This window comes from Streptomyces sp. NPDC104313, assembly GCF_055583985.1.
In genome coordinates this window covers 236430-262551 of the sequence record NZ_JBVJMW010000009.1, presented here as the reverse complement: position 1 = coordinate 262551, position 26122 = coordinate 236430, and the positions used below count along the sequence as shown (strand labels likewise).

The window sequence follows — 26122 nt, the reverse complement described above, 5'->3', positions numbered from 1 at the left end:
GCGCCGCGGCCGCCCCCCCCGGGGGGGGGGGGGGCCCCGGCGCCCCCCCCCCCGCGCCCCCCCCCCCCCCCCCCCCGGCGGGGCCCCCCGGGGGGGGGGGGGCCCCCCCGCCCCGGGCCCCCCCCGCCCCGCTGTGCACGCCCGTCCGGGCGCGAGCCTGCCTTTCCGCCTTTCCGTCCCCCGTCTCTCCGTCCCTCCGTTCATGCCCAGCCTTCGCCCGATTGTGTTTACATTCCCGCATCCCGGACGTAATCTCTGCACCAAACCACAGACTCGGGCATGAAACGGAAACGAAACCATATGTACGCACCGGAGCGTCAGCAGAAGATCCTCCGCCTCGCCCAAGAGAGCGGCCGGGTCGACGTGCTGTCCCTGGCCGAGGAGTTCCAGGTGACGGCCGAGACCGTCCGGCGCGATCTCAAGGCCCTGGACCGGGCGGGGCTGCTGCGCCGGGTGCACGGTGGGGCGATCCCCGTCGGCCGGCTCGGCTTCGAGCCCGACCTCGCCGAACGCGACGCCGTCGCCGCCGACGAGAAGGACCGTATCGCGCGGGCCGCCCTCGCCGAGCTGCCCGCCGACGGCAATGTGATCGTGGACGCCGGGACGACGACCGCGCGGCTCGCCGCCGCCGTACCGGTCGAGGCGACGCTGACCGTGGTGACGCACGCACTGCCGGTGGCCGCCCGTCTCGCCGACCACCCCGGCATCGCGCTGCACCTGGTGGGTGGCCGGGTCCGGCACCGCACCCGCGCGGCGGTCGACGCCTGGGCACTGGGTTCGTACGCCGAGATCAACGCCGACGTGGTCTTCCTCGCCACCAACGGCTTCTCCCCCGACAGCGGCCTGACCACGCCCGACCTCGCCGAGGCCGCGGTGAAGCGGGCCGTGATCAAGGCGGCCCGCCGGGTCGTCCTGCTCGCCGACTCCGGCAAGTTCGGGCAGGAGCACTTCGCCCGCTTCGGCGATCTCACCGATGTGGACCTGCTCATCACCGACACGGGCCTCAGCCCCGACGACGCCCGCTCCATCGAGAGCCGGGGCACGGAAGTAGTACGCGCATGATCCTTACCGTCACCCCCAACCCCAGCCTGGACCGCACCTACGAGCTGCCCGGTCTGACCCGCGGCAGCGTGCTGCGTGCCACGGCGGACCGCGTCGATCCGGGCGGCAAGGGTGTCAATGTCTCCCGCGCGGTCGCGTCGGCTGGACACCGCACCGTCGCCGTCGCCCCGATGGGCGGCCCGGAGGGCGCCCTGCTCACCCGGCTGCTCGGCGACCTGGGCATCGAGGCCGCCGGCGTGCCGATCGCCGGGAACACCCGGATCAACGTCACGCTCGTCGAGCCCGACGGCACCCTCACCAAGGTCAACGCCGCGGGCCCCGAGCTGAGTCCGGCCGAGGCGGAGGACGTCCTGGAAGCGGTACGGGTCCACTCGGCCGCCGCCGACTGGATCGCCTGCTGTGGGAGCCTGCCGCGCGGACTGCCGCCGCGGTGGTACGCGGAACTGGTCGAGCGGAGCCACCGGGCCGGAGTACGGATCGCGCTGGATACCTCCGGAGCGGCGCTGACCAGCGCCCTGGACCGGGGGCCCGACGTGATCAAGCCCAATGCCCAGGAGCTCGCCGAGGCCGTCGGCCGGCCGCTCGCCACGGTGGGCGACGCGCTGAAAGCCGCCGAGGAACTGCGTGAGCGCGGCGCCCGGTCGGTGCTGGCGAGTCTGGGCGGCGACGGGCAGTTGCTGGTCGAGGCGTCGGGCGCGTACTTCGCCACCGCACCGGTGGCTGTCCTGCGCAGCAACGTCGGCGCCGGGGACGCCTCCCTCGCCGGCTTCCTGGCGGCGGGCGGGCAGGGCCCGGAAGCACTCACCTCGGCCGTCGCCCACGGTGCCGCGGCCGTGCAGCTGGCCGGAAGCCTCATGCCCACCCCCGCCCACCTCGATCTGCCGTCGGTCGTGACGACCTCCGACGTGCCGCTGGACCGCGCGCTGACGGAGCCCGCCCCATGACACCCCGACCGCCGCCACCTCCGCACCTCCCGTACGGACCCCACCCGTACAAGCCCGCCGCCCCGTCCCCCCGAGCCGCCGCACGGCGGTCCCCGAGCAAGGAGCACCGCGATGAGTGAACTGATCACCGCGGAACTGGTCGACCTCGATCTGTCCGCCACTACGAAGGACGCCGCCGCGAGGTCGCTCGCCGAGCGGATGGTGGCCGCGCACCGCGTCACCGACATCGACGGCTTCCTCGCCGACGTCGCCGCCCGCGAGGCGCAGATGCCGACCGGCCTCGACGGCGGCATCGGCATACCGCACTGTCGCAGCGAGCATGTGAGTGCCCCGACACTGGCCTTCGGGCGCAGCGGGGCGGGCATCGACTTCGGGGCGGCCGACGGTCCGGCCGACCTGATCTTCCTCATCGCGGCCCCGGCCGGGGCCGACGACGACCACCTCACCATCCTGTCGGGCCTGGCCCGCAGGCTGATGGACCCGGAGTTCACCGCCGCCCTGCGCGCCGGAACGGATCCGCGGACAGTGGCCGCGCTGATCCGGAGCGAGGAGCAGGTGGAGGCGGAGAACCAGGAGCAGGAGCAGGAACAGGCGAGAACGGAGACGGAGGTCGCTGGAGCCACCGAGGCCGCCGTGAGCGCCCCCTTCCGGATCGTCGCCGTCACCTCCTGCCCCACCGGCATCGCCCACACCTACATGGCGGCCGAGTCCCTGGCCGCGGCGGGCCGCGCCGAGGGGGTCGAGGTGACCGTGGAGACCCAGGGTTCGGCCGGCTTCAAGAAGCTGGACCCCGCTGTCGTCGCGGCGGCGGACGCCGTGATCTGGGCCCACGACGTGGAGGTCCGGGAGAAGTCCCGCTTCCAGGGCAAGCCGCTGGTCGACGTCGGAGTGAAGGCGGGCGTCAACCGGCCCGCCGAGCTGATCGCCGAGGCCCGCCGCAAGGCGGAACGCGGGGAGATGGCCGCCGCACCCGAACCCGACGGGACAGCCGGCTCCGGGGCCGGGCACCTGGACGGGAACGGATCCGGTGCGGACCACGCGCACTTCGGCGTCCGGCTCCGCACGTACCTGATGTCCGGCGTGAGTTACATGGTGCCGTTCGTCGCAGCGGGCGGCCTCCTGATCGCCCTGTCGTTCGCCATCGGCGGCTACGAGACAGCGAGCGCGAAATCGGTCGCCGACCACTTCGTCTGGGGCGAGGCGGACAGCTGGGCCGCGCTGCTCAACCAGATCGGCTCGGCGGCCTTCGGGTTCCTGGTCCCGGTGCTGGCCGGGTACATCGCCTACGGGATGGCGGACCGGCCTGCGCTGGTGCCCGGTTTCGTCGGTGGGGCCATCGCGCTCACGGTGAACGCCGGGTTCCTCGGAGGTCTGGTCGCCGGACTGCTGGCCGGTGCGGTGGTGATGGCCATCCAGCGGGTCCCGGTCCACGCGACCCTGCGCGGCATCATGCCGGTCCTGGTCATCCCCCTGGTCGCGTCGGCGGTCGTGGGGGTGTTGATGTTCATCGTGGTCGGCAAGCCCATCGCCTCGCTGCAGGGCGCGCTCACGGACTGGCTGAACGGTCTGTCGGGCTCCAACGCGGTGATCCTCGGCGTCGTCCTCGGGCTGATGATGTGCTTCGACATGGGCGGCCCGCTGAACAAGGTGGCGTACGCCTTCGCGGTAGGCGGTCTCGCCGACCCGACACCGGGCAGCCTCAAGGTGATGGCCGCGGTCATGGCGGCCGGGATGGTGCCGCCACTGGCGATGGCGCTGGCCACCACCGTACGCAAGAAGCTGTTCACGAAGGCTGAGCGTGAGAACGGCCGCGCGGCCTGGGTGCTGGGCGCCTCGTTCATCACGGAGGGCGCGATCCCGTTCGCCGCCGCCGATCCACTGCGGGTGATCCCGTCGGTGATGGCGGGCGGCGCGGTCACCGGCGCCCTGTCGATGGCCTTCGGCGCGACCCTGCGCGCTCCGCACGGCGGCGTCTTCGTCGTCCCGCTCATCGGCGAGCCGTTCCCCTACCTGCTCGCCATCGCCGCCGGGACGCTGGTGGCGACCGCGCTCGTCGTCCTGCTCAAGGGTGCGCACAGGACGGCGCCGGAGGCGGCCGGGGACGCGGGGACCACGGGCCCCGAAAACTCCCGGGTCACCATCGCCGCCTGATCTGCGCACCCACCGCCGCCTCCCGCACATCGTGTGCCGGGGAGTGATCCACGCACCAGCAGACCGTCGCCATAGCCTCCCGCAGCGGGCTCCACGCCCGTCCGGCGTCACTGTTCGACAAGGCCGCCGTCCGCCAGTCGGTCAAGATGACCATCGCCCGTAAGGGCCGCGACCCGGTCGACGCGCGCAGCATGCTCGCTGTGCCGGCCCTGGCCGCTCCGATACGTACTCCCGGCGACTGCCGGGGCGTTAGGTTGGGGCATGTGACCGAGACGTGGAACGCCGCTGACCCGGCCGTCCTGGCCCTCCCCTCCGGACGGCTCGTGCGCGGCCGGGGTCTGCGCAAGCCCTTGCCGGAAGGTCCCGAGCCGGGCTTCGCCGTATACCTCCTCGGGCGCACCCCTCCCCCGGTCGCCTGGGAGTCGCGGTGGCTGCGGTGGCCGGACTTCCGACTCCCGGCGGACCGGGCGGCGGCGCGGGACCTTCTCCAAGAGGTGTGGGACCGGGCCGCCGGGACGCGGGCCGAGGTGGCCTGCGGCGGTGGGATGGGCCGCACCGGGACGGCGCTGGCCTGCCTTGCCGTCCTGGATGGGGTCCCCGCCGACGAGGCGGTGGCGTTCGTGCGTGACGGCTACCACCCGCGGGCGGTGGAGACGCCCTGGCAGCGCCGCTACGTACGGAACTTCGCGTAGCGCCTGGGGCGGCGCGGCCCAGCACCTGGCGGGCACGGCTCATCAAGACGTTCCTGGTGCCGGCTCTGCTCATCAGGACGTTCCTGGTGCAGGCCTTCTCCATCCCCTCCGGTTCCACGCGGAACAGCTGTGTGCCCACACGCCGCACCGCTCCTTGACCCGTGCACCGCCCGTCCTGAGGGAACGGAGACGATGATCCACTTCAGGGGCGCGGCGAGTGGTGAGGGACGTCAGACGGGTCCCGCGCCGACCGGAGGGACGGTCGCGCCCTCACCGGCGCGGACGGCTTCGACCACGCTCTGGTGGAAGGTGCGGCTCTCCTCCTCTGAGGGGCACGGCACGGGGCTGCCGGTGAGGGTGAACCAGTCCGACGACCCGCTGTACTGCACGGCCACCGACGCCTGCCCGTCGGACCAGGTCGTATGCACTGTGAGGTCGCCCCTCAGGATGCCCGCTTCTTCGGTGCGTACTCCGCCGGTTCCCGCGAAGACACCGCTGGTCGTCCAGGATGCCCAGCCCATGACGGTCACCTTTCGGACGATGGCAAGCCTGTCCAGCTGACTACCTCCGAGTATGGCACCGCCGGTATGACTGCGCACAGGTGTGCGCGGGCCCGGTCCTGCCACCGCTCCTCAGGCGCGTTCCAGCATCCCTCGGACGAAGGCGGCCTGACCCGCGTGCTGGAGATCCTCGGCGATGACGCTGATCAGCCGGACCCCGAGCGTCACCGGGGGCGACCAGCCCTCGTCGACGATCCGGTCGAGGGCGTGGCCCTCCAGGCCCGCGACGAAGTCGAGGGTCCGCTCGTGCACGGCGTCGAAGTAGCCGAGAAGGGGGTCGGCGGAGTCCACACGGACGGCGGCGACCTCGTCGGCGCTGTGCCCGTAGCCGGTCGCCGTCTCATCGAACGGCAGCCCGAAGGTGTCAGCCCAGCCTTCGGTGAGCCAGATCTGTCCGGTTCCGGACGCGTCGGCGATGTGGTCGTCCTGGACGCGGGTGAGATGCCAGACGAGCCAGGCGATGGAGTTCGCCCCCGCGCCGACGCGTGCGTTGAGGTCGTCGGGCGTGAGCCCTTCGACCGCCGCGTGGACCGCTTCCCCGACCCGGTCGAACGCTTCGGCCAGCATGCCTGCGGTATTCATCCATCCACCTTCGCCCGGGAGGCCCCGGCTCCCCGGAGCGACACACCGCCGGGTCTGCGGTGTGTCGCCGTACGATCTACTCATGGTGCGAAGCAGCGCGCAGAACGTCGATCAGTACCTCGCCGAGGCCCCGGAGGCCCGCCGGGCGGCGCTCACAGCGCTGCGCGCCCTGTGCCGGGAGGAGCTGACGGGGTTCCGCGAGGTGATGGCATACGGCATGCCCGCCTATGAGAGGAACGGGACGGGCGAGATCGCCTTCGCCGACCAGAAGCAGTACATCTCGCTCTACCTGATGCGCACGGACGTGCGCGACGTGTTCACGGACCGGCTGGCCTCCCACGACATGGGCAAGGGCTGCCTGCGCTTCCGCGACCCGCGGAAGATCGACTTCACGCTGGTCCGCGAACTGCTGCGGGCGACGGCGGCGACTCGCGGCACCCCCTGCTGACGTGGGACTTCGCGGGGTCCGGTCCTCCCTCAGCGTAGGCCGGACAGCCAGGCGGTCAGCAGGCGGTTGACCGCGTCGGGGCGTTCCTGCTGGACCCAGTGGCCGCAGCCTTCGAGGATGTGGGCGGCGGACAGGCCGGGAAGGGTCTTCGGGTAGGCGTCGATGGCGTCGGACATCCAGGTGGTGGAGGCGTCCAGGGCACCGCCGATGAAGATCGAGGGCTGGGTGATGGGTGTTCCGTCCCAGGCGGCGAGGTCCTCCCAGTCCCGGTCGACGTTGCGGTAGCGGTTGAGCGCGCCGGTCAGTCCGGTGCGTTCGAACTCCTCGGCGTAGACGTCGAGGTCCCGTTCGTCGAGCCAGCCGGGGAGCCGGCCGGCGGGGAACCGGTCGGCCATGCGCGCACCCGGGGGTACGAAGAAGAGGCCGGGGTGGTCCGTGGGGGCGGGGGTGTCGCCGGAGAGTCCCGTATAGAAGCCGGCCAGCCAGCCGCGTACGTCCGGTTCGATCTCCGCCTCGGCGCGGCCGGGGGCCTGGAAGTAGCTGACGTAGAACTCCTCCTCACCTCCGATGCTCGCGAAGCCGTCGGTGGGTCGGGGGCCTCCGCGGGGCGTGTACGGGACGCTCAGCAGCGCGACCGCCGTGAAGACGTCCGGCCGGAGCAGGGCGCTGTTCGCGGCGATGGGCGAGCCCCAGTCGTGTCCGACGACCGTGGCGGTCTCCGCGCCGAGGGCGTGGACGACGGCGATGTTGTCGGCGACGTGGGCGAGCATACGGTAGGCATCGGTGGCGGCGGGTGCGGAGGAACGCCCGTAGCCGCGTACGTCGATGGCGACCGCCCGGTGCCCTGCGGCGGCCAGAGCGGGGAGTTGGTGGCGCCAGGAGTACCAGGACTCGGGGAAGCCGTGGACGAGGAGCACGAGGGGGCCCTCGCCCTGTTCGACACAGTGGATCCGGCCGCCGGGAACGTCGACCGTCCGGTGCGTGGCGCCGGGCAGGAGGGCAAAGGGGCGGGCGGCAGGGTCCCCGGACGGCGAGGGTAGGGGGGTGGGCTCGGGCATGGCTCCTCCTCGGGCGCCCCGTTCGGGCGGGGCGGTCGTGACGCTTCGGCGGGTGGCCGGGCCGGGGGCCCTGCCACCCGGTCACGATCATTCAGCCGGTGCGACCGCCCGGACAAGATTATGTGCCGATCCGGCAGAACAACGGAGCGGGAAGGGCTTCAGGCGAGCAGGCTCAGCAGATGCGCGCAGGCGGCGGCCTCATCCGAGTGGCGGGCGACGACTTCGTATGCTCCGCGCTCGAAGGCCCCGGTCTCCCAGCCTCCGTTCCCACCCCGCCGGACGAAGAGGAAGTCCGGCGGGGTGGGAACGGGCTCGTGGACGCCCTCGATCCGGTAGTAGCCGCCGGGGATTCCCGCCTCGATGAGTGCGGCGTGCAAGGTCCGGCGGTCCATGGCGGGTTACACGCCCGAGGGTGTCAGGTAGGCGTTGTCCAGCAGCCACTTCACATTGAGCCGCTGCCCCTGGCCCGGGTCGAGGAACACGGCGTCGAGCTTGATCTGCCGGCCGCCGCCGGGCTGCTCGAACCACGGGGCGATGCCGCCCTGCCAGACCCAGAAGGGCTTGGCGACCTTGTAGACCCGGTAGTCGCAAGGGACGGTCGCGTCACGGGTGTTCAGGTTCTGCGGGGGCAGGGCACGCTCGGCGTAGGCGTCGCCAGCCGGGGCGAGGTAGCCGCCGTACTCCGAGCCGAAGCGGTCCAGGCGCTGGCCGGTGCGGAGCTTCACGGGCTCCTTGTCGATCTCGCCGTTCACCTCGGCGAAGCCGTCGTTGGGCGGGTACTTCCAGCTGCCGGTGTCCGAGGGCCCTTCCCAGTACTTCTTCAGGAAGTCCTTCGGCGTGAGGTCGCCGGTGCGCTGCCAGCCCCTCAGGAGCGGGCCGACCGGGGCGAGCCGCTTGTTCGGCAGCCACTTGGGGCCGAGGCGGGCGTCGCCGCGGAACTCTCCGGTGCAGGGCTCGTGTCGCTCAGCGGCGGGTGCGGGCCGGGCGGGCCCCTGTGCGGCGCTCGCCGCCGGGGCGGAGATCAGTCCGGCGGTGATGCCGAGCGCGGCGAGTACGGTACGCATGCGGTTCATTCAGGGGACCCCTCGAGCACTGAAGATCAATCAGGATATCTGGCGTAGGGTAACCGCTCGACTACCTGAGGCTTCCGCGCTATGCCGTTTTCCGGCCATCGCGAACAGCACCACGCCCCGGCCACGACGATGCGCGACCGGGGCGTGGTGGACGGAGGGGCGCAACGCCCGACCGGTGGGGCGCCTAGCCGACCTTGACGTCGATGCAGGCGTAGAAGGCGTTCGGGGTGTCCGCGATGTTCCAGACGGCGAGCACCTCCTGCCGGCCGGTCTTGTTGCCGAAGTCGACCTGGTGGCTCACGGTCGCGCCGGGCCGCGCGCCGCCGTCGTCGAACTCGGCGATCTTCTCGCCGCCCACGAAGTACTGCCAGGTACTGGTCGAGTGGCGCGCGGTGAGCTTCCACTCGAACTGCTGGGAACGGTTCACCGGAGTGACCGACCAGCCCTTGGAGTCGTCGTCCAGCTCGGCGAAGCCGCCGTTTCCGCCGCTGCAGCTGGCGAGCCCCTTGGGGCCCTCGACGCTCTGCGGTTCGTACGTGATCGCACCACAGCTGACCGTACCGGCCGCGCACTGCGCCTGCCTGCTCGGCGGGTTGGAGATGTAGCCGTGGGCACTGGCGGAGCTCACCGGAAGGCTCAGGGCGAGGACCGGGGCGAGCATGGCGCCGACGGCGAGTGCGGTCTTCCTTTTAGCGTGCATGTCTCTCCTTCACAGGAGGCCGCACCGCGCGGTGGCGGACCGTGGGGGGCCCGGCTTCGGCGGCGAGACCTCGCGAGTGTGGGGCCAAGAGGCGCGAAGGGCTACAAGTCCCTTGCCGGACAAGCCTGATGACAGATGTCCGGAAAGGCCTTGCACTTGGACTAGACCATACCCACCGACGCGTTCACGTCAAGGGCGGTGGGTGCGGTGGGCGGCCCGCCCCCGCGAGCCGCTCGGACGGCCGCGCATCCCGCGCGGCCACCCGTCCGACGCGATCACCCCTGGTCGTCGCCGTAGCGGACCGTGACGCGCTCGAAGCCGACGGAGCCGAGCAGACCCTTCAGCATGTCTGCGGTGTTCTTCTCCGCGCGGGCGGTCAGTTCGCTCTCCTTCGCCGCTTCCGAGATGTGGCGGGCTGCGAGCCTGTTGACCGCCTGTTCACTGCCGGGATTGTCGGAGAAGAGGTCACCCAGCCGGTCGAGCAGACCGCGCTGTTTGGACACCGCGTAGGAGCGGTCGGGATCGAGGGCCGGTCTACCCAGCACCGCGTGCGGCAGTCGGATGTCGGCGGTGGTGCGGTCCTCGTTCACCACGACGCCGCTCCCGGTGACCTTGCCCAGGTCGACGGAGGCGCCGACCGTGCCCGCCCCGACGAACAGGGTGCGGGTGCCGCGCAGGGCGTCGGGGACGAACTTCGCGTCCTTCTCCAGATCGACGACGACCTGGAAGTTGCCCGAGGCGGCCTCGTATGCGCTCATGTCCTGGATCGACTTGAGCACGGCGGGGCCCGACCGGTCGCGGGTCTTCTCGCCGAAGAGGTCGTCGAGTCCCGGCAGCAGGCTGAGCCGGCTACCCGCGAACAGCAGGACAAGCACGGCCGCGACGACGCCGAGGACCTTCTGCCACCCCCGGGAGGGTCGGGCGTCACGCTTTCCGTCGCCGTGCGGCGCGGGCTCTGTGGTTACGTCACTGGACGTCATGTACAGCGTGTGACCCGCATCCGGTGCCTTCAGTCCGGCTCCCCTCACATACTCAACGAACTACCATAGAAAATAGGCCTGTTCCGGTATGACCGGGCAGACGCGAGGGCGCCTGCCCGATGGCCGGGTCCGCTCAGCGCGGCCCGGCGCCCAGCCGCACGCGATCGCTCTCGCCGGCGGTCAGGAACGACGCCAGCTCCCTCCCCTGGTCGGCCACGGCGTCGCGGTCGGCCCGGGAGAAGGCGCGCAAGGGTTCCACCGTGACGGCCTCGTCGGTGACGCGCCAGGTGGCCGCCACTCGGCCGTCGACCAGCACGACACGCTCGCCGGCGACCGAGAGGCCGCGGTGGGCGTCGTCGATGATCCGGCCACGGTCCTGATAACCGAGGATCGCGTTGTCGAACGCCGGCAGGAACCGCACCGGGGCGGGAGTATCCGGGTCCGGGCGCGGCGCGTCGGGCAGGTCGAGCAGCTCCCGTCCCCGTTCGTCGCGGAAGCTGACCAACTCCTCCCGTACGGCGGCCACCGCGCCGGGCAGACCGGCCAGGCCGGACCAGGCGCGCAGGTCGGCCGTCGCGGCGGGTCCGTGGGCGGCCAGATAGCGCCGGACCAGCACCTGGCCGACCGGGTCGGCGCCGTCGGGTGCGGGCGGGTCGACCGGGCGGCCCAGCCAGGAGGAGAGGGCGACATTGCGCACCCCGCCCTTCGCCCGCCACACCCCCCGGGGCGGCGCCTGCGCCATCGGGACGAGAGCGGCGACCACCATCTCGCCCAGGGGGCGGGGCCCCGGGCCGGGCCAGCGCCCGGCGAGCGCCCGCACGATCTCGGCCGCTGTACGCGGTTCACCGTCGGACATCAGCTCCCGGGCATCCGCGGCGAGCGCGTCGAGGTCGACCCCTTTCAGCTCGTCGCGGTAGACCCCGAGCACCCGTTGGCGCAGCATCGCGTCGTGGCGGGCCCGCCAGGCGAGGACGTCGTCGGCGGTGACGAGATGGACCGTGCGTCGCATCAAATGGGTGCGCACCACGCTCCGCCGGGTCAGCAGGTCCGAGAGGACGGCCGGGTCGAAGGCGGTCAGCCGGGACCAGAGCCCGACGAAGGGCTCCTGCGGCTCCTGCGCCTGGAGGCCGCAGAGGCGGGCCACCGCCTCCACGACCGGCAGATCGGCCCGGTCCAGCAGCAGCTGACGCCCCAGCATGGCGCGGTTGAGCGCCCGGTTGTCGAGGACGGTCACCGTGTGGTCTCTCCTTCTCGGTCGCCTGCTGTGGTTCTTCCGCGCGTCCCCGCGCGGTGCGCCGGTGGTCAGGTCGCCTGCCGCCCGTCGAGCGTCTCGCGCAGGATATCCGCGTGCCCGGCGTGCTGGGCGGTCTCGGCGACGACGTGGGTCAGCACCCGCCGTATGCTCCACTCGACGCCGGGTTCACTCCAGGGCGCCTCGGGGAGCGGGTGCACCGCCGAGAGGTCGGGGACCGCGAGGATGATCTTCTCGCTGCGGGCGGCGACCTGCTCGTAGGCGCGGAGGACCCCTGCCGTCGTCTCGCCGGGCAGCATCCGGAACTCCTTCTCCCGCTCGATCGCCCACTTCGGGAACTCAGCGGCGGTGCCCGCCACCAGGTCGTCCCAGGTGACTCCTTCGGGCAGGGCGTACTCCATCTCCGACGACCCCTCGGTCACGAAGTTCAGCCAGCCCTCCTCCATGGCGGTGACGTGCTTGACAAGGCCGCCCGGGCAGAGCGCGCTGATGGTCGGGCGCGCACCGGCCTGCTCGTCGTCGAGACCCTCGACCGAGCGGATCAGGGCGGCCCGCGCGGTGGCGAGGGCGGCGAGCAGGTCGGTGCGCTCGGCGTCGGGGGAGGTGGAGGCCGTGGTCATGGTGATCGGGTTCCTTCCGGTGTTCCTGTCGTGCCGTACGGGTCAACCCTCGCAAGGGAAGAGGACAGGGAGTGTCCTCTTCTCGGGCCATACTGGCGTCATGCCGAAGACTTCAGCGCGACTGCTGGCGCTGCTCTCCCTGCTCCAGGCGCGCCGGGACTGGCCGGGACCGTTGCTGGCCGAACGGCTGGAGGTCAGCCCGCGCACGGTGCGGCGTGATGTCGACCGGCTGCGGGAGCTGGGGTATCCCATCGCGGCGTTCAAGGGGCCCGACGGCGGATACCGGCTGGACGCGGGCACGCGGTTGCCGCCGTTGCTGTTCGACGACGACCAGGCCGTCGCGCTCGCCGTCGCGCTGCGGACCGCCGCCGCGACCGGCGCCGGGATCGGTGAGGCCGCGGCCCGCGCGCTCACCACCGTCCGGCAGGTCATGCCCGCCCGGCTGCGTCACCGCGTCGACGCCCTACGGGTCACCGCCGTCGAACGCACGGGAGGCCTGCCGCGGCCACAGGCCGATCCGCGTGTGCTCGTGGCCTTGAGTGCGGCGGTGCACGACCGTGAGGTGCTGCGCTTCGACCACTCCCCCGCGTACGCGCCGGCCACCGCCGACGCCCCGCCCGCGGTGCGGCGGGTGGAGCCGCACCGCGTGGTCACCTGGGGTGGGCGCTGGTATCTCGTCGCCTGGGACCTGGACCGCGAGGACTGGCGGACCTTCCGCGCGGACCGGATCACCCCGCGCACGCCCACGGGTCCCCGGTTCACATCGCGCGAGGTGCCCGGAGGCGATGTGGCCGCCTTCGTCGCCGCCCGGTTCCAGGGCTCCGGCGCCCCGGGCGGGTGGGCCTGCCGCGGCGAGGTGATCCTCGACGCGCCGGCCTCCGCGGTGGCCGGTCACGTCCGCGACGGGATCGTCGAGGAGTACGGCCCGGACCGCTGCCGCGTGGTCATGGGCGCCTGGTCGTGGCCGGGCCTCGCCGCCGAACTCGGCAGGTTCGACGTGGACATCGAGGTCGTCGGGCCCGACGGGCTCAGGGACGCCTTCGCCCACCTGGCCCGCCGCTACGCCGACGCGGCGGGGGCGGGGCCGGGCGGGACCTAACGTCCGACGAGACGGGTGTCGGAGGTGTCTTCGGTCGTCGAGGCGGTCACGGACGAGGTGATGTGCCCCGCCAGACCCAGCACCAGGAACAGCACCACGAGCCATTTCGCGGCGCTGCTCAGGACCAGCGGACGGGTGGCGGAGCGCGAGCGCTCCGGGGCCATCGCGAGGTCGTCGTCGCCGAACAGGCCCTTGGGGTAGGCGGGGGTGAGCATCATGACGTACGCGGAGAACCGCATGCGGTAGCGCAGGGTGGCCGCCGTCGCCTCGAACAGCGGCCGGGGCATACGGCCGAGACACAGCGTGATCAGCCACCAGACGAAGGCCAGCACCCACCACCCGTACACGGCGAGGCTCTGCACGATCGCCGCCGGGATCATCAGGAGGACACGGAACAGCACCGCGAGCCGGTTGAGTGGGGTGGGTCGCACCTCGATCCGCACCGGATAGTCGGCCGGCGGCGTCAGGGCGAACGGCGGGTAGCGGTCGATGAGCAGCATGCCGTCGGCCGAGACGCGCATGTCGTAGCCGAGGACGCCGGTCAGGAAGCGGAAGACGGGGTCGGGCAGCCGCCCCAGTACCAGGGCCGCGAACCAGCCCACGATGACGGTGAAGAACGCCGCGATGTGCAGGGCGAACAGCACGATGAAGTGCGGGACGAGCAGCAGGAGTCGCAGGAACACGGTGAGCCGCCGCTGGCGTGCCGGTTCGACGATGTCCAGGACGGGCCGGAACTCGTCCGCGTCCGTCTCTTTGCGGCCCGGGCTCCACTGGCCTTCGGCCATGTCGCTCCTCCTCGGCAGGGGATCCGTACGGCATCGGCGCGCAGGACGTGTCCCCACCGTGGGCCCGCCCAGGACCGCCCGCAATCGGCCCGGGGCGAACGGGTGCCCGGCTCAGCGCCCGCGGAGCCGGTCGAGCAGGGAGCGGACGGCGCCGGGCCCGGTGGTGCTCCGGCCGCCGGTCGCGGGGCTGTCGGACTTCCCGGTCCGCGAGCCACGCTTCTTCGCCGGGGCCGTGGCCACCGGTTTCGGCCGGGCCCGTTGTCCGGCCTTGTTGCGGGTGGCCTTCGTGGCAGCGGTCTCCGTACGGCCCGCCTTCGTGGCAGCGGTCCTCGTGCGGCTCGCCTTGGTGCGCGCGGCGGGGCCCGGTGCGCGCTCCGGCTGGGTCTCGGGCTTCTCCGCCGACGGGCCGGGGGAGCCCGGGTCGTCGGTGTAGGTGTAGTAGCGGTGGCTGATCCGGCGGCCCAGCACGAAGTACCCGAGCAGCGCGCCCGCCGTGTTGAGGATGACGTCGTCGATGTCGAAGGCGCGCCCCTCCACGAGGGCTCCCTGGATCAGTTCGACGACGGCCATGGCGAGGGCGGTCAGCAGCGCCGTCCGGATCATGCGCAGGCGGCGTGGCACGAAGAACGGCAGCAGGAGCCCGAACGGCACGCCGAGCAGCAGGTTTCCGCCCGCCTGTTTGCACGCGGCCAGGAAGGTGTAGTCCTCGGCGTACTGGCGCAGCGAGCGCCCGGGGCGGAGATTCGAGGTGACGAGGTCCTCGGAGGCCGGTGAGGGCGTGAGCGTCACCTTGGCCAGCAGGACGGAGAACGCCACCAGCCCCAGCAGCACCACCGTCAGGACCGTTCCGCGCACCAGCACACGTGCCCATGTCCCCTGGCGTGCAGGGGGATTCGCCTCTGCTGTCATGGCCGACGGGTGCCCCCACCCGGCCGGAACACACGCCTGGACGGCCCCGTGGAGCGAAATCTCACCCGGCCGTCCGCGCCCGCCTGCGACGATATGCGCATGAGCACACGTATGAGGGAACTGCTGGACGAGGCCGACCGGTTGCGTACGGAAGGCCGGCCCGAGGAGGCGCGCGAACGGCTCCTCGCCCTGACCGCCGAGTACCCCGACGGCGCGGAGGTGGCCTACCGGACAGCGTGGATCCATGACGTGCTGGGCCTGGAGTCGGAGGCGGTGCCGTACTACGAGCGCGCTCTGGCCAATCCGCTACTGGCTTCGGAGGACCGGCGCGGGGCGCTCCTGGGGCTGGGCAGCACGTACCGGATCCTCGGCCGGTACGGGCAGGCGGTGGAGACGCTGCGCCGGGGCGTCGAGGAGTTCGGGGACGACGGCGCTCTCCGGGCGTTCCTGGCGATGGCCCTGTACAACACCGACGAGCACCACGAGGCGATGCGGCTGTTGCTGGAGCTGACTGCCACGACCAGCCAGGACCCGTACGTCCAGCGCTACCGGCGGGCGGTCGAACACTACGCGAAGGACCTCGACGAGACCATGTGACCCGTGCGGGGCGGGGACGGTCGTCCACGGCGCGCCGCGTCGCGGGAGACGCGCCGGTCCGGAAGCCGCGGGTGCCGAGAATGCTCGGGTGCCCACTGCTCCCCCGCCGTCCCCGCCCTCCTCCTCCTCCTCCTCCTCCTCCTCCTCCGGTGTGCCCCGGGCCGGTGATGTGCCGCGCCGCAGCGAGGGGGCGCTGCTCCTCCTGTCCGCGGCCTCCGGTGCGGCGGACGCGTTCGTCTTCCTGTGCGTGGGGCAGGTATTCGCCGGGGTGATGACGGGGAACCTGGTGCTGCTCGGGGCTTCGGCCGCCGGTGCGGGCGAGGACGGCGTGGCGCTGAAGGTGGCCGTCGCTCTGGGGGCGTACGTGTGCGGGGTGGCGGCGGGCGCGCTGTTGACCGGGCGGCGGGGGCCCCGGGTCCGGGTGCTGCTGGGGGCGGAGGTCGTTCTGCTGGGGGCGGCGGCAGCGCTGTGGGGGATGGAGCTGGTCACGTCGTACGGTGACCGGCTCGGGGTGCTGGCGCTGGTGGCGGTCGCGATGGGCGTCCAGGGGCGCGTACGGGTGACGCCGACGAACTATTTCACCGGGACGCTGACCTCGCTCGCGGGTCGTGTGGCGTCGCGGGAGCTGCGCGGCGGGGACGGCTGGGTGCTGGGGCGGCTGGCCGCGGTGGTGGCCGGGGCCGCGCTCGCGGCGCTGGCCGAGCGGTGGTGGAGTCCGGGAGCCGCGTTGGGCGCGGTGGTGATGGCCTCGGGCGCCCTGGTACGGGAGACGGTCCCGCGCCGGGGCGGGCGGCCTCGGGCGCGGCCGGGCAAGGGGAAGCCCCGGCCGGATCGGGGGAATCCGGCCGGGGCGGCTTGAGTGCGGGCGTGAAGGGCGGTCGCCTCTGGGCGGAGGGCTCCACGGGGCTTCGGCGGTGCGATCTTCCCCACGGGCTACAGGCACGGGCTACAGATGAGGCCCGGGGACGCTGTCCCCCTCACTCCCACTTATAGATGAACGATAAACCATCCTGGGCCGTTCCCGGGAATCCGCCCCCGCGGATGTGATCCACGGCACGGAATTCCGGGCATTCTCCCTGGCCAGGGCTGGTTGGGTCAGCTCCCGGACGTCTCGCCGGCGCCGTAGCGGCGCCGGAACTGTTCGACACGGCCCGCCGTGTCGAGCACCTGGCTGCCACCGGTGTAGAACGGGTGGCTCGCCGAAGAGGTCTCCACGTCGATGACGGGGTAGGTGTTGCCGTCCTCCCACGCCACGCGCTCGCGGGAGTCGGCGGTCGAGCGGATCAGGAAGGCGACCTCGGCCGCGCGGTCGCGGAAGACCACGGGGCGGGACACGGGGTGGATACGGGACTTCATCGATGCGTTCCTTCCTCACCGCGACCGCACCTGCGGACAGCGGTGACGTATGGGGGACAGGCCCTTCCGGACGGTCAGCGGACCTCGCGGAACAGGGCGTGCCGGCCGGCGGCGGAGTCGAACTTGCGGAGCTCCAACCGGTCGGGGTTGTTGCGGCGGCTCTTACGTGTCACATAGCTCCGGCCCGTTCCCACGGTGGACCGGAGGGTGACGACCGGCCTGGTCTCACTGCGCGCCATGGGCGCCTCCCGAATCTCTGCCGACCCCACCCCCCAATCAGGAATGGGATTCGTTTTCGTTCTGGTGAGAGAACGTGAGCCGCCCGCCCGGCATTCCCGTCCCGTCGCACGCCCCGAACCCCTTGACCAACTCGCCCTAAAGGCATGTCTGTTCGGGTAGCTCTCACTCCGGAGAGCCGCTGGCATATGCCAGAAGCAAGAACGCGTCGAGTGTTGCCAAAACTCTTACGGCCCGCCGCGGCCTGTGCGACAGTCGGTAACGATCCACCCTTCAGAACCGGCTAGGCCGCGCCTGTATCGGAGTACGAGATGCCGTCCCCCCACTTCGCGGACCGCCCCGCACCACAGCTTCCCGCGCATGACGCCGTCGACGCCCTGATCCACCGGACGCGTCGGCTGCGCGGGGACGTGGACGCCGTGCGGCAGGACGCCGTCGTGTTCGACGAGGACGACCCCCAGTTGCGCTGGCAGCGCGCCCTGTGCGAGCTTGCCGTGCAGCACCTGGACAACCTCGACGAGCACCTGGGCCAGCTCCGGGCGGGGCTGCCGGACCGGTTCACCGACGACACCCCCCGGACTGCCGGGACCCTGGATGACCCGAAGGCCGGTTCCCTGCTGAACCGGGTGGGCAGCGCCGAGTGGAACCTCCTCACCGACGAGTCCTGCTGGTCCGAGGAGCTGTACGAGATCTTCGGCAGGCCGCCCGGGTCCACGCCCCTGTCTCTCGACGACCTCCCGTCCGTGCTGCTGCCCGAGGACCAACCGGTGCTGACCGCCATGGTGACGGGCTGCCTCGTCGACGGCCGGCCGATGGACGGCGAGTTCCGCATCGTGCGACCCGACGGCCGCACGCGCACCCTGCACATGACGGGCGAACCGGTCCTGGACGCCGAGGGCTGCACCGCCTCCATGTGGGCGGTCCTGCGGGACGTCAGCGAGCTGCGGCGCAGCGAGCAGGCCGTGAGCAGAAACCGCCCGTCGGTGCGGCACGAGGAGCACATCGAGCGCGCCGAGCACCGCATGGCCGTGGAGCTTCAGGAGGCCGTCCTTCCCCCGTGGCGCGGAGCGCCGCGGCTCCCGCCCCAGGGCCCCGGCGCCCTGGACATCGCCGCGCACTACCTCCCTTCCGGATCGAGCGGCCGCATCGGCGGCGACTGGTACGACGCCATGGAGCTGCCGGACGGGCGCACCCTGCTCACCGTCGGCGACCTCACCGGGCACGGCATCCCCGCCACCTCGGCGATGGCGATGATGCTGGGCGCGCTGCGCGGCATGGCCGTCGCCGGCATCGAGCCGGGCGTGCTGATGGGGCACCTCAACCAGGTGCTCGAAACGTCGATACAGCCCGCGCTGGGCAGCGCACTGTGCTGCCGCTTCGACCCCGACACCTCCACTCTGTCCTGGGCACAGGCCGGACACCCCGCACCGCTGCTCTTCCGTAACGGTTCGGGGCGGCTCCTGCCCCCACCGGACGGGATACTGCTCGGGGCCGCGTCCAACACCGTCTTCGAGCAGGACGAGGTGCGGCTGCACCCCGGTGACGTGCTCGTTCTGCACACGGACGGCCTGACTCGGCGCGGCGACCGGGGTGCGGGCCCAGACGCGCTGCTCGCCCTCGCCCCCCGATTCGCAGACGCCCGTACGGCACAGGAGTGCGTACGGAGCGTCGTCGAGGAGTTCGGCGGGACCGAGCGCCCGGACGACGCGTGCGTGCTGGTCGCCCGCATCGGGGCATGAGGAAGCGCGGACGTATCAGGGCGTGAGCGAGCGCGAAGTGGCGCGGTCGGGTCAGACCCGCGTGCCCTTGGCGGCCTTCTTCTGGCTCGGCGGCATCGAGAGCTCGATCTCCTCGCGCAGATCCTGGATCCCCGCGTATCCGGCGAACTGCCCGGTGAGCCGGTACATTTCGCGGAGCCGGTCCCAGGTTCGGTGCGAGGAGGTCTCCCCCATCGACACCAGCGCGAGCCGGGCGTACCGGTCGGCCTGCTCGGGGTCGTTGGCGATGAAGCAGGCCGAGGCCAGCGAGATGTAGTCGAAGATCCTGGACCGCTGTCGCCCGTCGACCCGCAGCTCCAGCGCCTGCTTGGCATGGCGCTGGGCGATGATCGCGGCCCCCTGGTCGTGCTCGGCCAGGGTACGGAAGGCCAGTGCCTGCATCCCGTGCATATCGGCCTCGTCGAACATCTGCATCCAACTGGGCGGCGGCACATCGCTCTTGTCCGATACGAAGAGCTCCTCTGCTTCGCCGAGGGTGCGCCGCATGGCCTGCCCGTGGCCCATCGACGCCTGTGCCCAGGCCTCGATGGTGCGCAGCATCGCCTGCGTACGGGGCAGGGTCTCGTCGCCGGAGCCGGACTTGGCGAGCTTCATCAGGTCCAGTGCGTCGTCGGGTCGGCCCAGGTGCACCATCTGGCGTGCCGCCCGGGAGAGCGCCTCTCCGGCGCGCGGCCGGTCGCCGCCCTCGCGGGCCGCGTGGGCGGCGATGACGAAATACTTCTGGGCGGTGGGTTCGAGGCCGACGTCGTGGGACATCCAGCCCGCCAGGACGGCGAGGTTGGCGGCGACGCCCCACAGGCGGCGCTGGAGATGGTCGGGGTGGCGGTAGGCGAGCATGCCGCCCACCTCGTTGAGCTGGCCCACGACCGCCTTGCGCTGGAGTCCGCCGCCCCGGGACGCGTCCCAGGCACGGAACACCTCGACCGAATGTTCCAGGGCCTCGATCTCCTCGGAGCCGACCGGTGCGGCCTCGTACCGGTCGAGACCGGCGGGATCGGCGTGCAGGGGATCGTGGGTACGTGGAGCGTCGGCCGCCGGGGCGGGGTCGCTGTGCAGCCAGTCGTACATGGGGCCGGCGATGGTTGAGCCGGCGGCGAGCGCGGCGCCCGCACCCACCACCAAGCCGCGTCGGTTGAGCATGAGGTCCATTCCCGTGAATTCGGTGAGGACCGCTGCCGTCCGTTCGGGCGCCCACGGCAGTTGATCGGGATCGTGTTCCGTCCCGGAGTCACGCCGCTTCCCCACACGCCCGCGTCGGCCGAACCCGAGGTCCTCGATGGTCACGACACGGCCGAGCCGCTCGGTGAACAGAGCCGCCAGCACTTCGGGCACGGGATCACGGGGGGACTCCCCCATGTCGATCCAGCGCCTGACACGCGAGGTGTCGGTGGCCAGTTGCGGGTGGCCCATGGCCGCCGCCTGCCGGTTCACCGCTCTCGCCAGTTCGCCCTTGGACCAGCCGGCCAGGCCGAACAGGTCGGAAAGACGGGTGTTGGGTTCTCCGGTCACTTCAAGCCCCCAGGTTCTCGGCTGACTTGACACTAACCCCCTGTCAGATGCGCTGTGACTATTCGCCAGGGTTCGCCAGGGTCCGCCAGATGGTCTGCCACCCACGCTCCGGTGTCAGGTAGGAAGGCGCCACCCCGCCCGGCAGCCCTAGGTACTCCCCAGGGTGCCGAACGGCCGTCGGCCGGGTTGGCGCACGTACCTTGTCGGCGCACGAAGGGATCTGTCTCGCCCATGTACACAGCATCGTCCTCCGTGTCCGCCCCGCCCCGCCCGCTCCGCCCGATGGGCGCGGGCGGCGGGCCCTATCTCGCTCCACACGCCGGCGCGCAGGGTCCGGTCCGGGCCCGACGGGCGCCCGGACCGGGCGCCGGGCCACTCAGTGGAAGGATCGACCTGTCCGGGCCCCAGGGTGCGCAGGTGCGGATGGCCATCGCCTCCGTGCAGCGCATCTGCCCCGAGTTCAACCCGGTCCAGGTACTGCGCCGCAGCGGCCGTTCGGTCCTGATCGTCGGAACGACCGGGCGGGCCACCGCCGTCGCGAAGTGCTTACTGGACCACTCGTCGGCGTGGACCGAACGGTTCCGGCACGAAATAGCGGCATACCGCGCGTTCGTCCGGCACCGCCCCCCGGTTCGGGTGCCCCGGCTGATCGCGGCGGATCCGGAGAACTGCACGCTGGTGATCGAGCGCATGCCCGGCCGGGTCGCCGCCCTCACCCGGCACCCGGCGGAGGCTCCGCCACGGGCCGACATCCGGGCCGCGCTGGGCGCTGTCGCCCGGGTGAACGCCTGGCGTCCGCCGCCCGGACTGTTCGAGGCACCGCTCGACTACGCGTCGCGGATCGCGCGCTATCACGAGCTCGGTCTGTTCACCGACCGTGATCTCGGCGACCTGCAGAAGCTGCTGCACGGTCTGGCCCACGCGGGCGGCAAGCAGGGCATGGGGCAGTTCTGCCACGGGGACGCCCTGCTCTCCAACATCCTCTTGTCGCCGACCGGGCCGGTGCTCGTCGACTGGGAGCACGCGGGCTGGTATCTCCCGGGGTACGACCTGGCGACGCTGTGGGCGGTACTGGGCGATGCCCCGGCGGCGCGACGCCAGATCAGTCAGCTGGCCCAGGCCAGGGGCCCGGCCGCTCGGGACGCGTTCCTGGTCAACCTGATGCTGGTGCTGACCCGCGAGATCCGCACCTACGAGACGGCGGTCCAGCGCACCATGCGCGAGGCGCCCGCGGCGGGGGCGGGGGCCGACCGGCCCGGCGCGCTCTCCTCGGGCGAGGAGCAGCGGCTGCTGCTGCGGCGGCTGCACGACGACTGCGCCATGGCGCGGAGGGCCGTGCGGGCCGCGGTCGGCACCCGCTGAGAGCGGACGACGGAGCGGGGATACGGCGGCCCGCCTGTCGAGCACCACAGTGAGCAGACCGCTGTGAGAGAGAAGCGCGCTGCGGGACCGGTGCCGACACACCGGTCCCGCAGCGCGCTGTTGTGCGTTCCGGGGCCTGTCCGCCGCTTTCCGGCAGAGCTGACGCCGACGCCCCCCGGACCCGAAGTCGTCCGATGCCCGTACGGCGGCCAAGAGAGCCCCTTCCGAGCCGCATCTCCCCGTAACCGGGCGTTGACCCTGTGCTGCCCCGGGGTCCCCGATGAGTGAGGCCCGCCACGAGACCCACGTCACCTACGGCCTCCGGTAGTAGGTGCGAACCCTCCCGCACGGCGCAACGAACCACCTATATGACTCATAAATTGGCATCTCACGATGAAGAGTAGTAAAGGCGGTCATTGCTTCCTATGTCGGTGCCCGCTAACCATGGATCTCGGCAAGCACCGAGTACGAGCCAGCGTCGATCGCCCACCGGCGACCGCGGCCCGGACACCCCGGTTCCTGCCGACGCGGCGCGAAGGCCGCGAAGCCCGTCCCCCATAGGAAGAGCTCACGCATGCCCCGCATCTCCACCCTGCGCATCACCCGCTCGCACAAGATCGCCACCGCCGTGCTCGTCGCGGCCGGTTCCGTCAGCGCCATAGCCGCCACCGGCGCCTCGGGCGAAGCACAGACCACGGCGACCCGGTCCTCCATCTCCGTGGAGCCGGTCGCCGCCGCAGGCATCCCCACGGCGAAGGACGCGGCGGCCGAGAAGGCCGCTCAGGAGACCGCCGCCAAGGAAGCCGCCGCGAAGAAGGACGCAGCCGCCGGCAAGGCGACCGCGAAGAAGGACGCCGCAGAGGACCGCTCCGAGAAGCAGGCCGCCAACCGCTCCACCGAGCGCAAGGCCATCACGCCCAAGAAGTTCACGAACAACCTCGACGGCTGGATCCGCGAGTCGCTCCACATCATGGACAAGAAGAACATCCCCGGCTCCTACGAGGGGCTGCACCGCAACATCATGCGCGAGTCCAGCGGCAACCCGAACGCCGTCAACGACTGGGACATCAACGCGCGGAACGGCATCCCTTCCAAGGGGCTCCTCCAGGTGATCCAGCCCACCTTCGACGCGTACCACGTCAAGGGCACCCCGAAGAAGCTCACCGACCCGGTCGCCAACATCACCGCCGCCGCCAACTACGCCGCGGACCGGTACGGCTCGATCGACAACGTCGACTCCGCCTACTGAGCGACCGACTTCCGAACGACCGCCTTCCGAGCAGGCACCAACGCCGCGATCATGTGACTAATCGCCGTCGTGCTTGCTCCGTATGGCTGAAGGGTAGTGCTGCGCGGACATCACCGGTCCGCGTGTTTCCCCGCGCGGAGGCTTCTGGAAAGGCCTGACGCACATGGCACAGCCCTTCTCACTGCCGGACTTCTATGTTCCGTATCCAGCGCGGCTCAACCCCCATGTGGAGGCGGCACGCACGCACACCCGGGCGTGGGCCCGCTCCATAGGGATGCTGGAAGGATCCGGTATCTGGGAGGAGAGGGACCTGGAGGCGCACGACTACGCCCTCCTGTGCGCCTACACCCACCCCGACTGCTCGGCCGAGGCTCTCTCGCTGGTCACCGACTGGTACGTGTGGGTCTTCTTCTTCGACGACCACTTCCTGGAACTGTTCAAGCGCAGGCCCGACCGGGAGGGCGGCAAGCGGTATCTGGACCGCCTGCCCGCTTTCATGCCGATGGAGCGGGGCGCTCCGATGCCGGAGCCCTCGAGCCCGGTCGAGGCGGGGCTCGCCGATCTGTGGACGCGCACGGTTCCCTCGATGTCGGACGCCTGGCGGGCCCGGTTCGCCGAGGCGACGGAGAACCTCCTCAACGAGTCCCTGTGGGAGCTCGCCAACATCCACGAGGGCCGCATCGCGAACCCCGTCGAGTACATCGAGATGCGCCGCAAAGTGGGCGGCGCGCCCTGGTCCGCGGGTCTGGTGGAGTACGCGGCCAACGCCGAGGTGCCCGCTTCGGTCGCCGACGCCCGTCCGCTGCGCGTGCTGCGGGACGCGTTCTCCGACGGGGTGCACCTGCGCAACGACCTCTTCTCCTACCAGCGTGAGGTGGAGGACGAGGGGGAGAACAGCAACGGCGTGCTGGTACTGGAGAAGTTCCTCGGCTGCTCCACGCAGGAGGCCGCCGAGGCGGTCAACGACCTGCTGACCTCGCGGCTCCAGCAGTTCGAGAACACCGCACTTACCGAACTCGGCCCGCTCTGTGCCGAGAAGGGCCTGGACCCGGCAGGGACCGCCGCCGTGCTGGCGTACGTCAAGGGGCTCCAGGACTGGCAGTCCGGCGGCCACGAGTGGCACCTGCGCTCCAGCCGCTATATGAACGGCGGGGGCGCGGGCAAGGCCGTGGCCGGCTTCGGCATGTCCGCCGCCTCCATCAGGTTCACACTCCGCTCCGAGACCGCGCGGGCCCGCAGCCGGAGCCATGTGCCGTACCAGCACGTGGGCCCCTCGCTGCTGCCGGACTTCGACCTGCCGTTCGGGACGACGCTGAGCCCGCATCTGGAGGGGGCCCGGGTCCGGATCGTCGACTGGGCGCGGCGGATGGGCATCCTGGAGGCCCAGCCGGGCGTGCCGGGTTCGCACATCTGGGACGAGCGGCGGATCATCGCGATCGACCTGCCGCTGTGCGCCGCGGGCCTGGATCCGGACGCCACCCCGGACGAACTGGACCTGTCCTCGGAGTGGCTGGCCTGGGGCACGTACGGTGACGACTGGTTCCCGGTCGTGCACGGGCGGGCCCGGGACCTGGCGGGGGCGCGGCGGGCCAACGAGCGGCTGTCGCTGTTCATGCCGCTGGACGGCGGGGGGACGCCGGAGCCGGTGAACGCCCTGGAGCGGAGCCTGGACGACCTGTGGCGCAGGACGGCCGCTCCGATGGACCTGAGCGGGCGGCACACCTTCCGGACGGCGATCGAGTCGATGACCGAGAGCTGGCTGTGGGAGCTGGCGAACCAGGCGCAGAACCGTATCCCCGATCCGGTGGACTACGTGGAGATGCGGCGGGCGACGTTCGGTTCGGAACTGACGATGAGCCTGTGCCGGCTCGGACACGGCAGGACGGTTCCGGAGGAGGTCTACCGCAGTGGTCCGATGCGTTCCCTGGAGAACGCGGCGGCGGATTACGCGTGCCTGATGAACGACCTCTTCTCGTACCAGAAGGAGATCGAGTACGAGGGTGAGGTGCACAACGGCGTCCTGGTCGTGCAGAACTTCTTCGGCGTGGACTATCCGACGGGCGTGGGCATCGTGCACGACCTGATGAACTCGCGGCTGCGGCAGTTCCTGCATGCCGCCGAGGTCGAGCTCCCGATGCTGTACGACGACTTCGGTCTGGACGCCGAGGCACGGGAAACCCTGGCGGGCTATGTGGGGGAGCTCAAGCACTGGATCGCGGGGATCCTGATCTGGCACCGGGGCTGCCGCCGCTACCGCGAGGAGGACCTGCGGCGCGGTCACGGCACCCCGTGGCACATCAGCGGTCCCACGGGGCTCGGCACATCGGCGGCGCGGGTGACCCGGATGATGGCCCGGCCCGCGGGCAACACGGTGTAGCGCTGTGCGGCCGGTCGGAGCCCTTGGGTGCGTGGGTCCAGCGGGCACGCGCCATCCGCCATGCCGGGCATCGCGCCGACCACCGCCGCGCCGCAACGTGAACAGTCGTTTCGTTCTCTGCCCTGGCCCCTCCGCCCGGGCTGCCGCCGACCCAGACGCGGTGAACGGCCGGGTACCCTCCCCGGACAACGGAAAAGGCCGCCCGGACGAATCCGGGCGGCCTTGCGCAGGGACGTTTCAGCCCTGCTGGAACAGCTCTGCGGGCAGGGGCTTGAGCAGGGTGTAGAGGTCGTCGGTGATCGGCCGGTCCCAGCTCGCGATGGTCACGAGGACACCGTCGCTGCGATCGAACTGGACGCAGGCGATACGGCTCTCGGAGAGCTTGACGCGGCGGACGATCAGCAGGTTGTCGCCCTGCATGACGGGGACGTCCTCGGAGCTGACCACCTCGATCGGCTCGTCGTTCTCCAGGGCGAGGAGCAGTTGGGCCACCTCGAAGGGGACCTCGCCCTCCTCCGTCTCGCGGGCGGGCGAGCCTTCCGGGAGATTCCCGATGATCATCGCAGGGCCCCGGCCGCCGTACAGGTCGTAACGGAGGAAGACGCCCTGACAGCTGCCGTCGGGGGCGGGGAGCAGACCGGCGCCGAGGTTGCCGGGCCAGTCCCCGGGGTCCATGGCCAGGACGTCGAAGTCCGGGCCCGCGGGTGTTGCGGCGCTACGGCGGCGGAGGAAGGACATGCTG

27 protein-coding genes and 1 pseudogene are annotated in these 26122 nt (G+C 71.7%); 13 read left to right on the top strand and 15 right to left on the bottom strand.

Annotated elements, in window-relative coordinates:
* Nucleotides 1-300: 300 nt before the first annotated feature.
* From ACZ60Q_RS22635 to ACZ60Q_RS22615, 5 genes and pseudogenes are all read left to right on the top strand, one after another.
* Nucleotides 301-1062 (top strand): DeoR/GlpR family DNA-binding transcription regulator, encoded by a 762-nt coding sequence (locus ACZ60Q_RS22635; protein WP_469637603.1) that lies wholly within the window; start codon nt 301-303, stop codon nt 1060-1062.
* Complete coding sequence (gene pfkB, locus ACZ60Q_RS22630; RefSeq protein ID WP_469637415.1) at nt 1059-2006, top strand: 1-phosphofructokinase; 948 nt, start codon at nt 1059-1061, stop codon at nt 2004-2006. The genes ACZ60Q_RS22635 and pfkB overlap by 4 nt, the downstream gene beginning before the upstream one ends.
* Nucleotides 2007-2117: 111 nt before the next feature.
* Nucleotides 2118-4157, top strand: coding sequence for a PTS fructose transporter subunit IIABC (locus ACZ60Q_RS22625; protein ID WP_469637412.1), 2040 nt, complete (start codon nt 2118-2120; stop codon nt 4155-4157).
* Between the two features lie 68 nt (nt 4158-4225).
* A pseudogene (locus tag ACZ60Q_RS22620) lies at nt 4226-4363 on the top strand (HPr family phosphocarrier protein); the annotation flags it as partial.
* 57 nt (nt 4364-4420) lie between these two features.
* A complete protein-coding gene (locus ACZ60Q_RS22615) occupies nt 4421-4849 on the top strand; it encodes a protein-tyrosine phosphatase family protein (RefSeq protein ID WP_469637409.1) in 429 nt (142 codons plus the stop codon).
* Nucleotides 4850-5079: 230 nt separating this feature from the next.
* Here ACZ60Q_RS22615 and ACZ60Q_RS22610 read toward each other — a convergent pair whose 3' ends face one another.
* On the bottom strand, nt 5080-5370 hold the full coding sequence (locus ACZ60Q_RS22610; RefSeq protein ID WP_469637407.1) for a hypothetical protein: 291 nt from the start codon (nt 5368-5370) through the stop codon (nt 5080-5082).
* Between the two features lie 111 nt (nt 5371-5481).
* Complete coding sequence (locus tag ACZ60Q_RS22605) at nt 5482-5991, bottom strand: mycothiol transferase (RefSeq protein WP_469637404.1); 510 nt, start codon at nt 5989-5991, stop codon at nt 5482-5484.
* 82 nt (nt 5992-6073) lie between these two features.
* Here ACZ60Q_RS22605 and ACZ60Q_RS22600 point away from each other — a divergent pair, with 82 nt between their 5' ends.
* Nucleotides 6074-6439, top strand: a complete 366-nt coding sequence (locus tag ACZ60Q_RS22600) for a DUF1801 domain-containing protein (protein WP_469637401.1) — start codon at nt 6074-6076, stop codon at nt 6437-6439.
* A 29-nt stretch (nt 6440-6468) separates the two neighbouring features.
* Here the strand turns inward: ACZ60Q_RS22600 and ACZ60Q_RS22595 are convergent, their stop codons facing one another.
* From ACZ60Q_RS22595 to ACZ60Q_RS22565, 7 genes are all read right to left on the bottom strand, one after another.
* Nucleotides 6469-7497 (bottom strand): alpha/beta fold hydrolase, encoded by a 1029-nt coding sequence (locus ACZ60Q_RS22595; RefSeq protein WP_469637398.1) that lies wholly within the window; start codon nt 7495-7497, stop codon nt 6469-6471.
* Nucleotides 7498-7655: 158 nt separating this feature from the next.
* Complete coding sequence (locus tag ACZ60Q_RS22590) at nt 7656-7889, bottom strand: hypothetical protein (protein ID WP_469637395.1); 234 nt, start codon at nt 7887-7889, stop codon at nt 7656-7658.
* A 6-nt stretch (nt 7890-7895) separates the two neighbouring features.
* Nucleotides 7896-8570: a TNT domain-containing protein gene (locus ACZ60Q_RS22585; protein ID WP_469637392.1), complete on the bottom strand. Its 675-nt coding sequence runs from the start codon at nt 8568-8570 to the stop codon at nt 7896-7898.
* 184 nt (nt 8571-8754) lie between these two features.
* Nucleotides 8755-9270, bottom strand: a complete 516-nt coding sequence (locus tag ACZ60Q_RS22580; RefSeq protein ID WP_469637389.1) for a lytic polysaccharide monooxygenase auxiliary activity family 9 protein — start codon at nt 9268-9270, stop codon at nt 8755-8757.
* Nucleotides 9271-9545: 275 nt separating this feature from the next.
* Nucleotides 9546-10250: a DUF4230 domain-containing protein gene (locus tag ACZ60Q_RS22575; RefSeq protein WP_469637386.1), complete on the bottom strand. Its 705-nt coding sequence runs from the start codon at nt 10248-10250 to the stop codon at nt 9546-9548.
* Nucleotides 10251-10383: 133 nt separating this feature from the next.
* Complete coding sequence (locus tag ACZ60Q_RS22570; RefSeq protein WP_469637384.1) at nt 10384-11484, bottom strand: winged helix DNA-binding domain-containing protein; 1101 nt, start codon at nt 11482-11484, stop codon at nt 10384-10386.
* 68 nt (nt 11485-11552) lie between these two features.
* Nucleotides 11553-12122 carry a DinB family protein gene (locus ACZ60Q_RS22565; RefSeq protein ID WP_469637381.1) on the bottom strand — a complete coding sequence of 190 codons (570 nt, stop codon included), beginning with the start codon at nt 12120-12122 and terminating at the stop codon, nt 11553-11555.
* Between the two features lie 100 nt (nt 12123-12222).
* Here ACZ60Q_RS22565 and ACZ60Q_RS22560 point away from each other — a divergent pair, with 100 nt between their 5' ends.
* Nucleotides 12223-13221, top strand: coding sequence for a helix-turn-helix transcriptional regulator (locus ACZ60Q_RS22560; protein ID WP_469637378.1), 999 nt, complete (start codon nt 12223-12225; stop codon nt 13219-13221).
* On the opposite strand, the gene ACZ60Q_RS22555 is transcribed toward ACZ60Q_RS22560, so the two are convergent.
* Both ACZ60Q_RS22555 and ACZ60Q_RS22550 read right to left on the bottom strand, forming a co-directional pair.
* The gene (locus tag ACZ60Q_RS22555; RefSeq protein WP_469637375.1) at nt 13218-14006 is read right to left on the bottom strand and encodes a DUF4389 domain-containing protein; all 789 of its coding nucleotides are present in this window, start codon (nt 14004-14006) and stop codon (nt 13218-13220) included. The genes ACZ60Q_RS22560 and ACZ60Q_RS22555 overlap by 4 nt on opposite strands.
* Before the next feature lie 111 nt (nt 14007-14117).
* Nucleotides 14118-14867, bottom strand: coding sequence for a VanZ family protein (locus ACZ60Q_RS22550; RefSeq protein WP_469637372.1), 750 nt, complete (start codon nt 14865-14867; stop codon nt 14118-14120).
* A 147-nt stretch (nt 14868-15014) separates the two neighbouring features.
* Here ACZ60Q_RS22550 and ACZ60Q_RS22545 point away from each other — a divergent pair, with 147 nt between their 5' ends.
* Nucleotides 15015-15512, top strand: coding sequence for a tetratricopeptide repeat protein (locus tag ACZ60Q_RS22545; RefSeq protein ID WP_469637369.1), 498 nt, complete (start codon nt 15015-15017; stop codon nt 15510-15512).
* A 169-nt stretch (nt 15513-15681) separates the two neighbouring features.
* Nucleotides 15682-16371 (top strand): YoaK family protein, encoded by a 690-nt coding sequence (locus ACZ60Q_RS22540; protein ID WP_469637600.1) that lies wholly within the window; start codon nt 15682-15684, stop codon nt 16369-16371.
* Between the two features lie 236 nt (nt 16372-16607).
* Here the strand turns inward: ACZ60Q_RS22540 and ACZ60Q_RS22535 are convergent, their stop codons facing one another.
* Both ACZ60Q_RS22535 and rpmG read right to left on the bottom strand, forming a co-directional pair.
* Complete coding sequence (locus tag ACZ60Q_RS22535; RefSeq protein WP_469637366.1) at nt 16608-16868, bottom strand: type B 50S ribosomal protein L31; 261 nt, start codon at nt 16866-16868, stop codon at nt 16608-16610.
* A 74-nt stretch (nt 16869-16942) separates the two neighbouring features.
* On the bottom strand, nt 16943-17107 hold the full coding sequence (rpmG, locus tag ACZ60Q_RS22530) for a 50S ribosomal protein L33 (protein WP_469637363.1): 165 nt from the start codon (nt 17105-17107) through the stop codon (nt 16943-16945).
* Between the two features lie 309 nt (nt 17108-17416).
* Between rpmG and ACZ60Q_RS22525 the strand changes: the two genes are divergently transcribed.
* Complete coding sequence (locus ACZ60Q_RS22525; protein WP_469637360.1) at nt 17417-18844, top strand: PP2C family protein-serine/threonine phosphatase; 1428 nt, start codon at nt 17417-17419, stop codon at nt 18842-18844.
* 51 nt (nt 18845-18895) lie between these two features.
* Here ACZ60Q_RS22525 and ACZ60Q_RS22520 read toward each other — a convergent pair whose 3' ends face one another.
* On the bottom strand, nt 18896-20392 hold the full coding sequence (locus tag ACZ60Q_RS22520) for a DNA-binding protein NsdB (RefSeq protein WP_469637358.1): 1497 nt from the start codon (nt 20390-20392) through the stop codon (nt 18896-18898).
* 231 nt (nt 20393-20623) lie between these two features.
* On the opposite strand from ACZ60Q_RS22520, the gene ACZ60Q_RS22515 reads away from it, so the two are divergent.
* From ACZ60Q_RS22515 to ACZ60Q_RS22505, 3 genes are all read left to right on the top strand, one after another.
* Nucleotides 20624-21754: an aminoglycoside phosphotransferase family protein gene (locus tag ACZ60Q_RS22515; RefSeq protein WP_469637355.1), complete on the top strand. Its 1131-nt coding sequence runs from the start codon at nt 20624-20626 to the stop codon at nt 21752-21754.
* A gap of 574 nt (nt 21755-22328) precedes the next feature.
* Nucleotides 22329-23003: a transglycosylase SLT domain-containing protein gene (locus tag ACZ60Q_RS22510; RefSeq protein ID WP_469637352.1), complete on the top strand. Its 675-nt coding sequence runs from the start codon at nt 22329-22331 to the stop codon at nt 23001-23003.
* A 163-nt stretch (nt 23004-23166) separates the two neighbouring features.
* Nucleotides 23167-25380 carry a terpene synthase family protein gene (locus ACZ60Q_RS22505; RefSeq protein ID WP_469637349.1) on the top strand — a complete coding sequence of 738 codons (2214 nt, stop codon included), beginning with the start codon at nt 23167-23169 and terminating at the stop codon, nt 25378-25380.
* 237 nt (nt 25381-25617) lie between these two features.
* On the opposite strand, the gene ACZ60Q_RS22500 is transcribed toward ACZ60Q_RS22505, so the two are convergent.
* Nucleotides 25618-26118 carry a hypothetical protein gene (locus ACZ60Q_RS22500; protein ID WP_469637347.1) on the bottom strand — a complete coding sequence of 167 codons (501 nt, stop codon included), beginning with the start codon at nt 26116-26118 and terminating at the stop codon, nt 25618-25620.
* Nucleotides 26119-26122 lie beyond the last annotated feature (4 nt).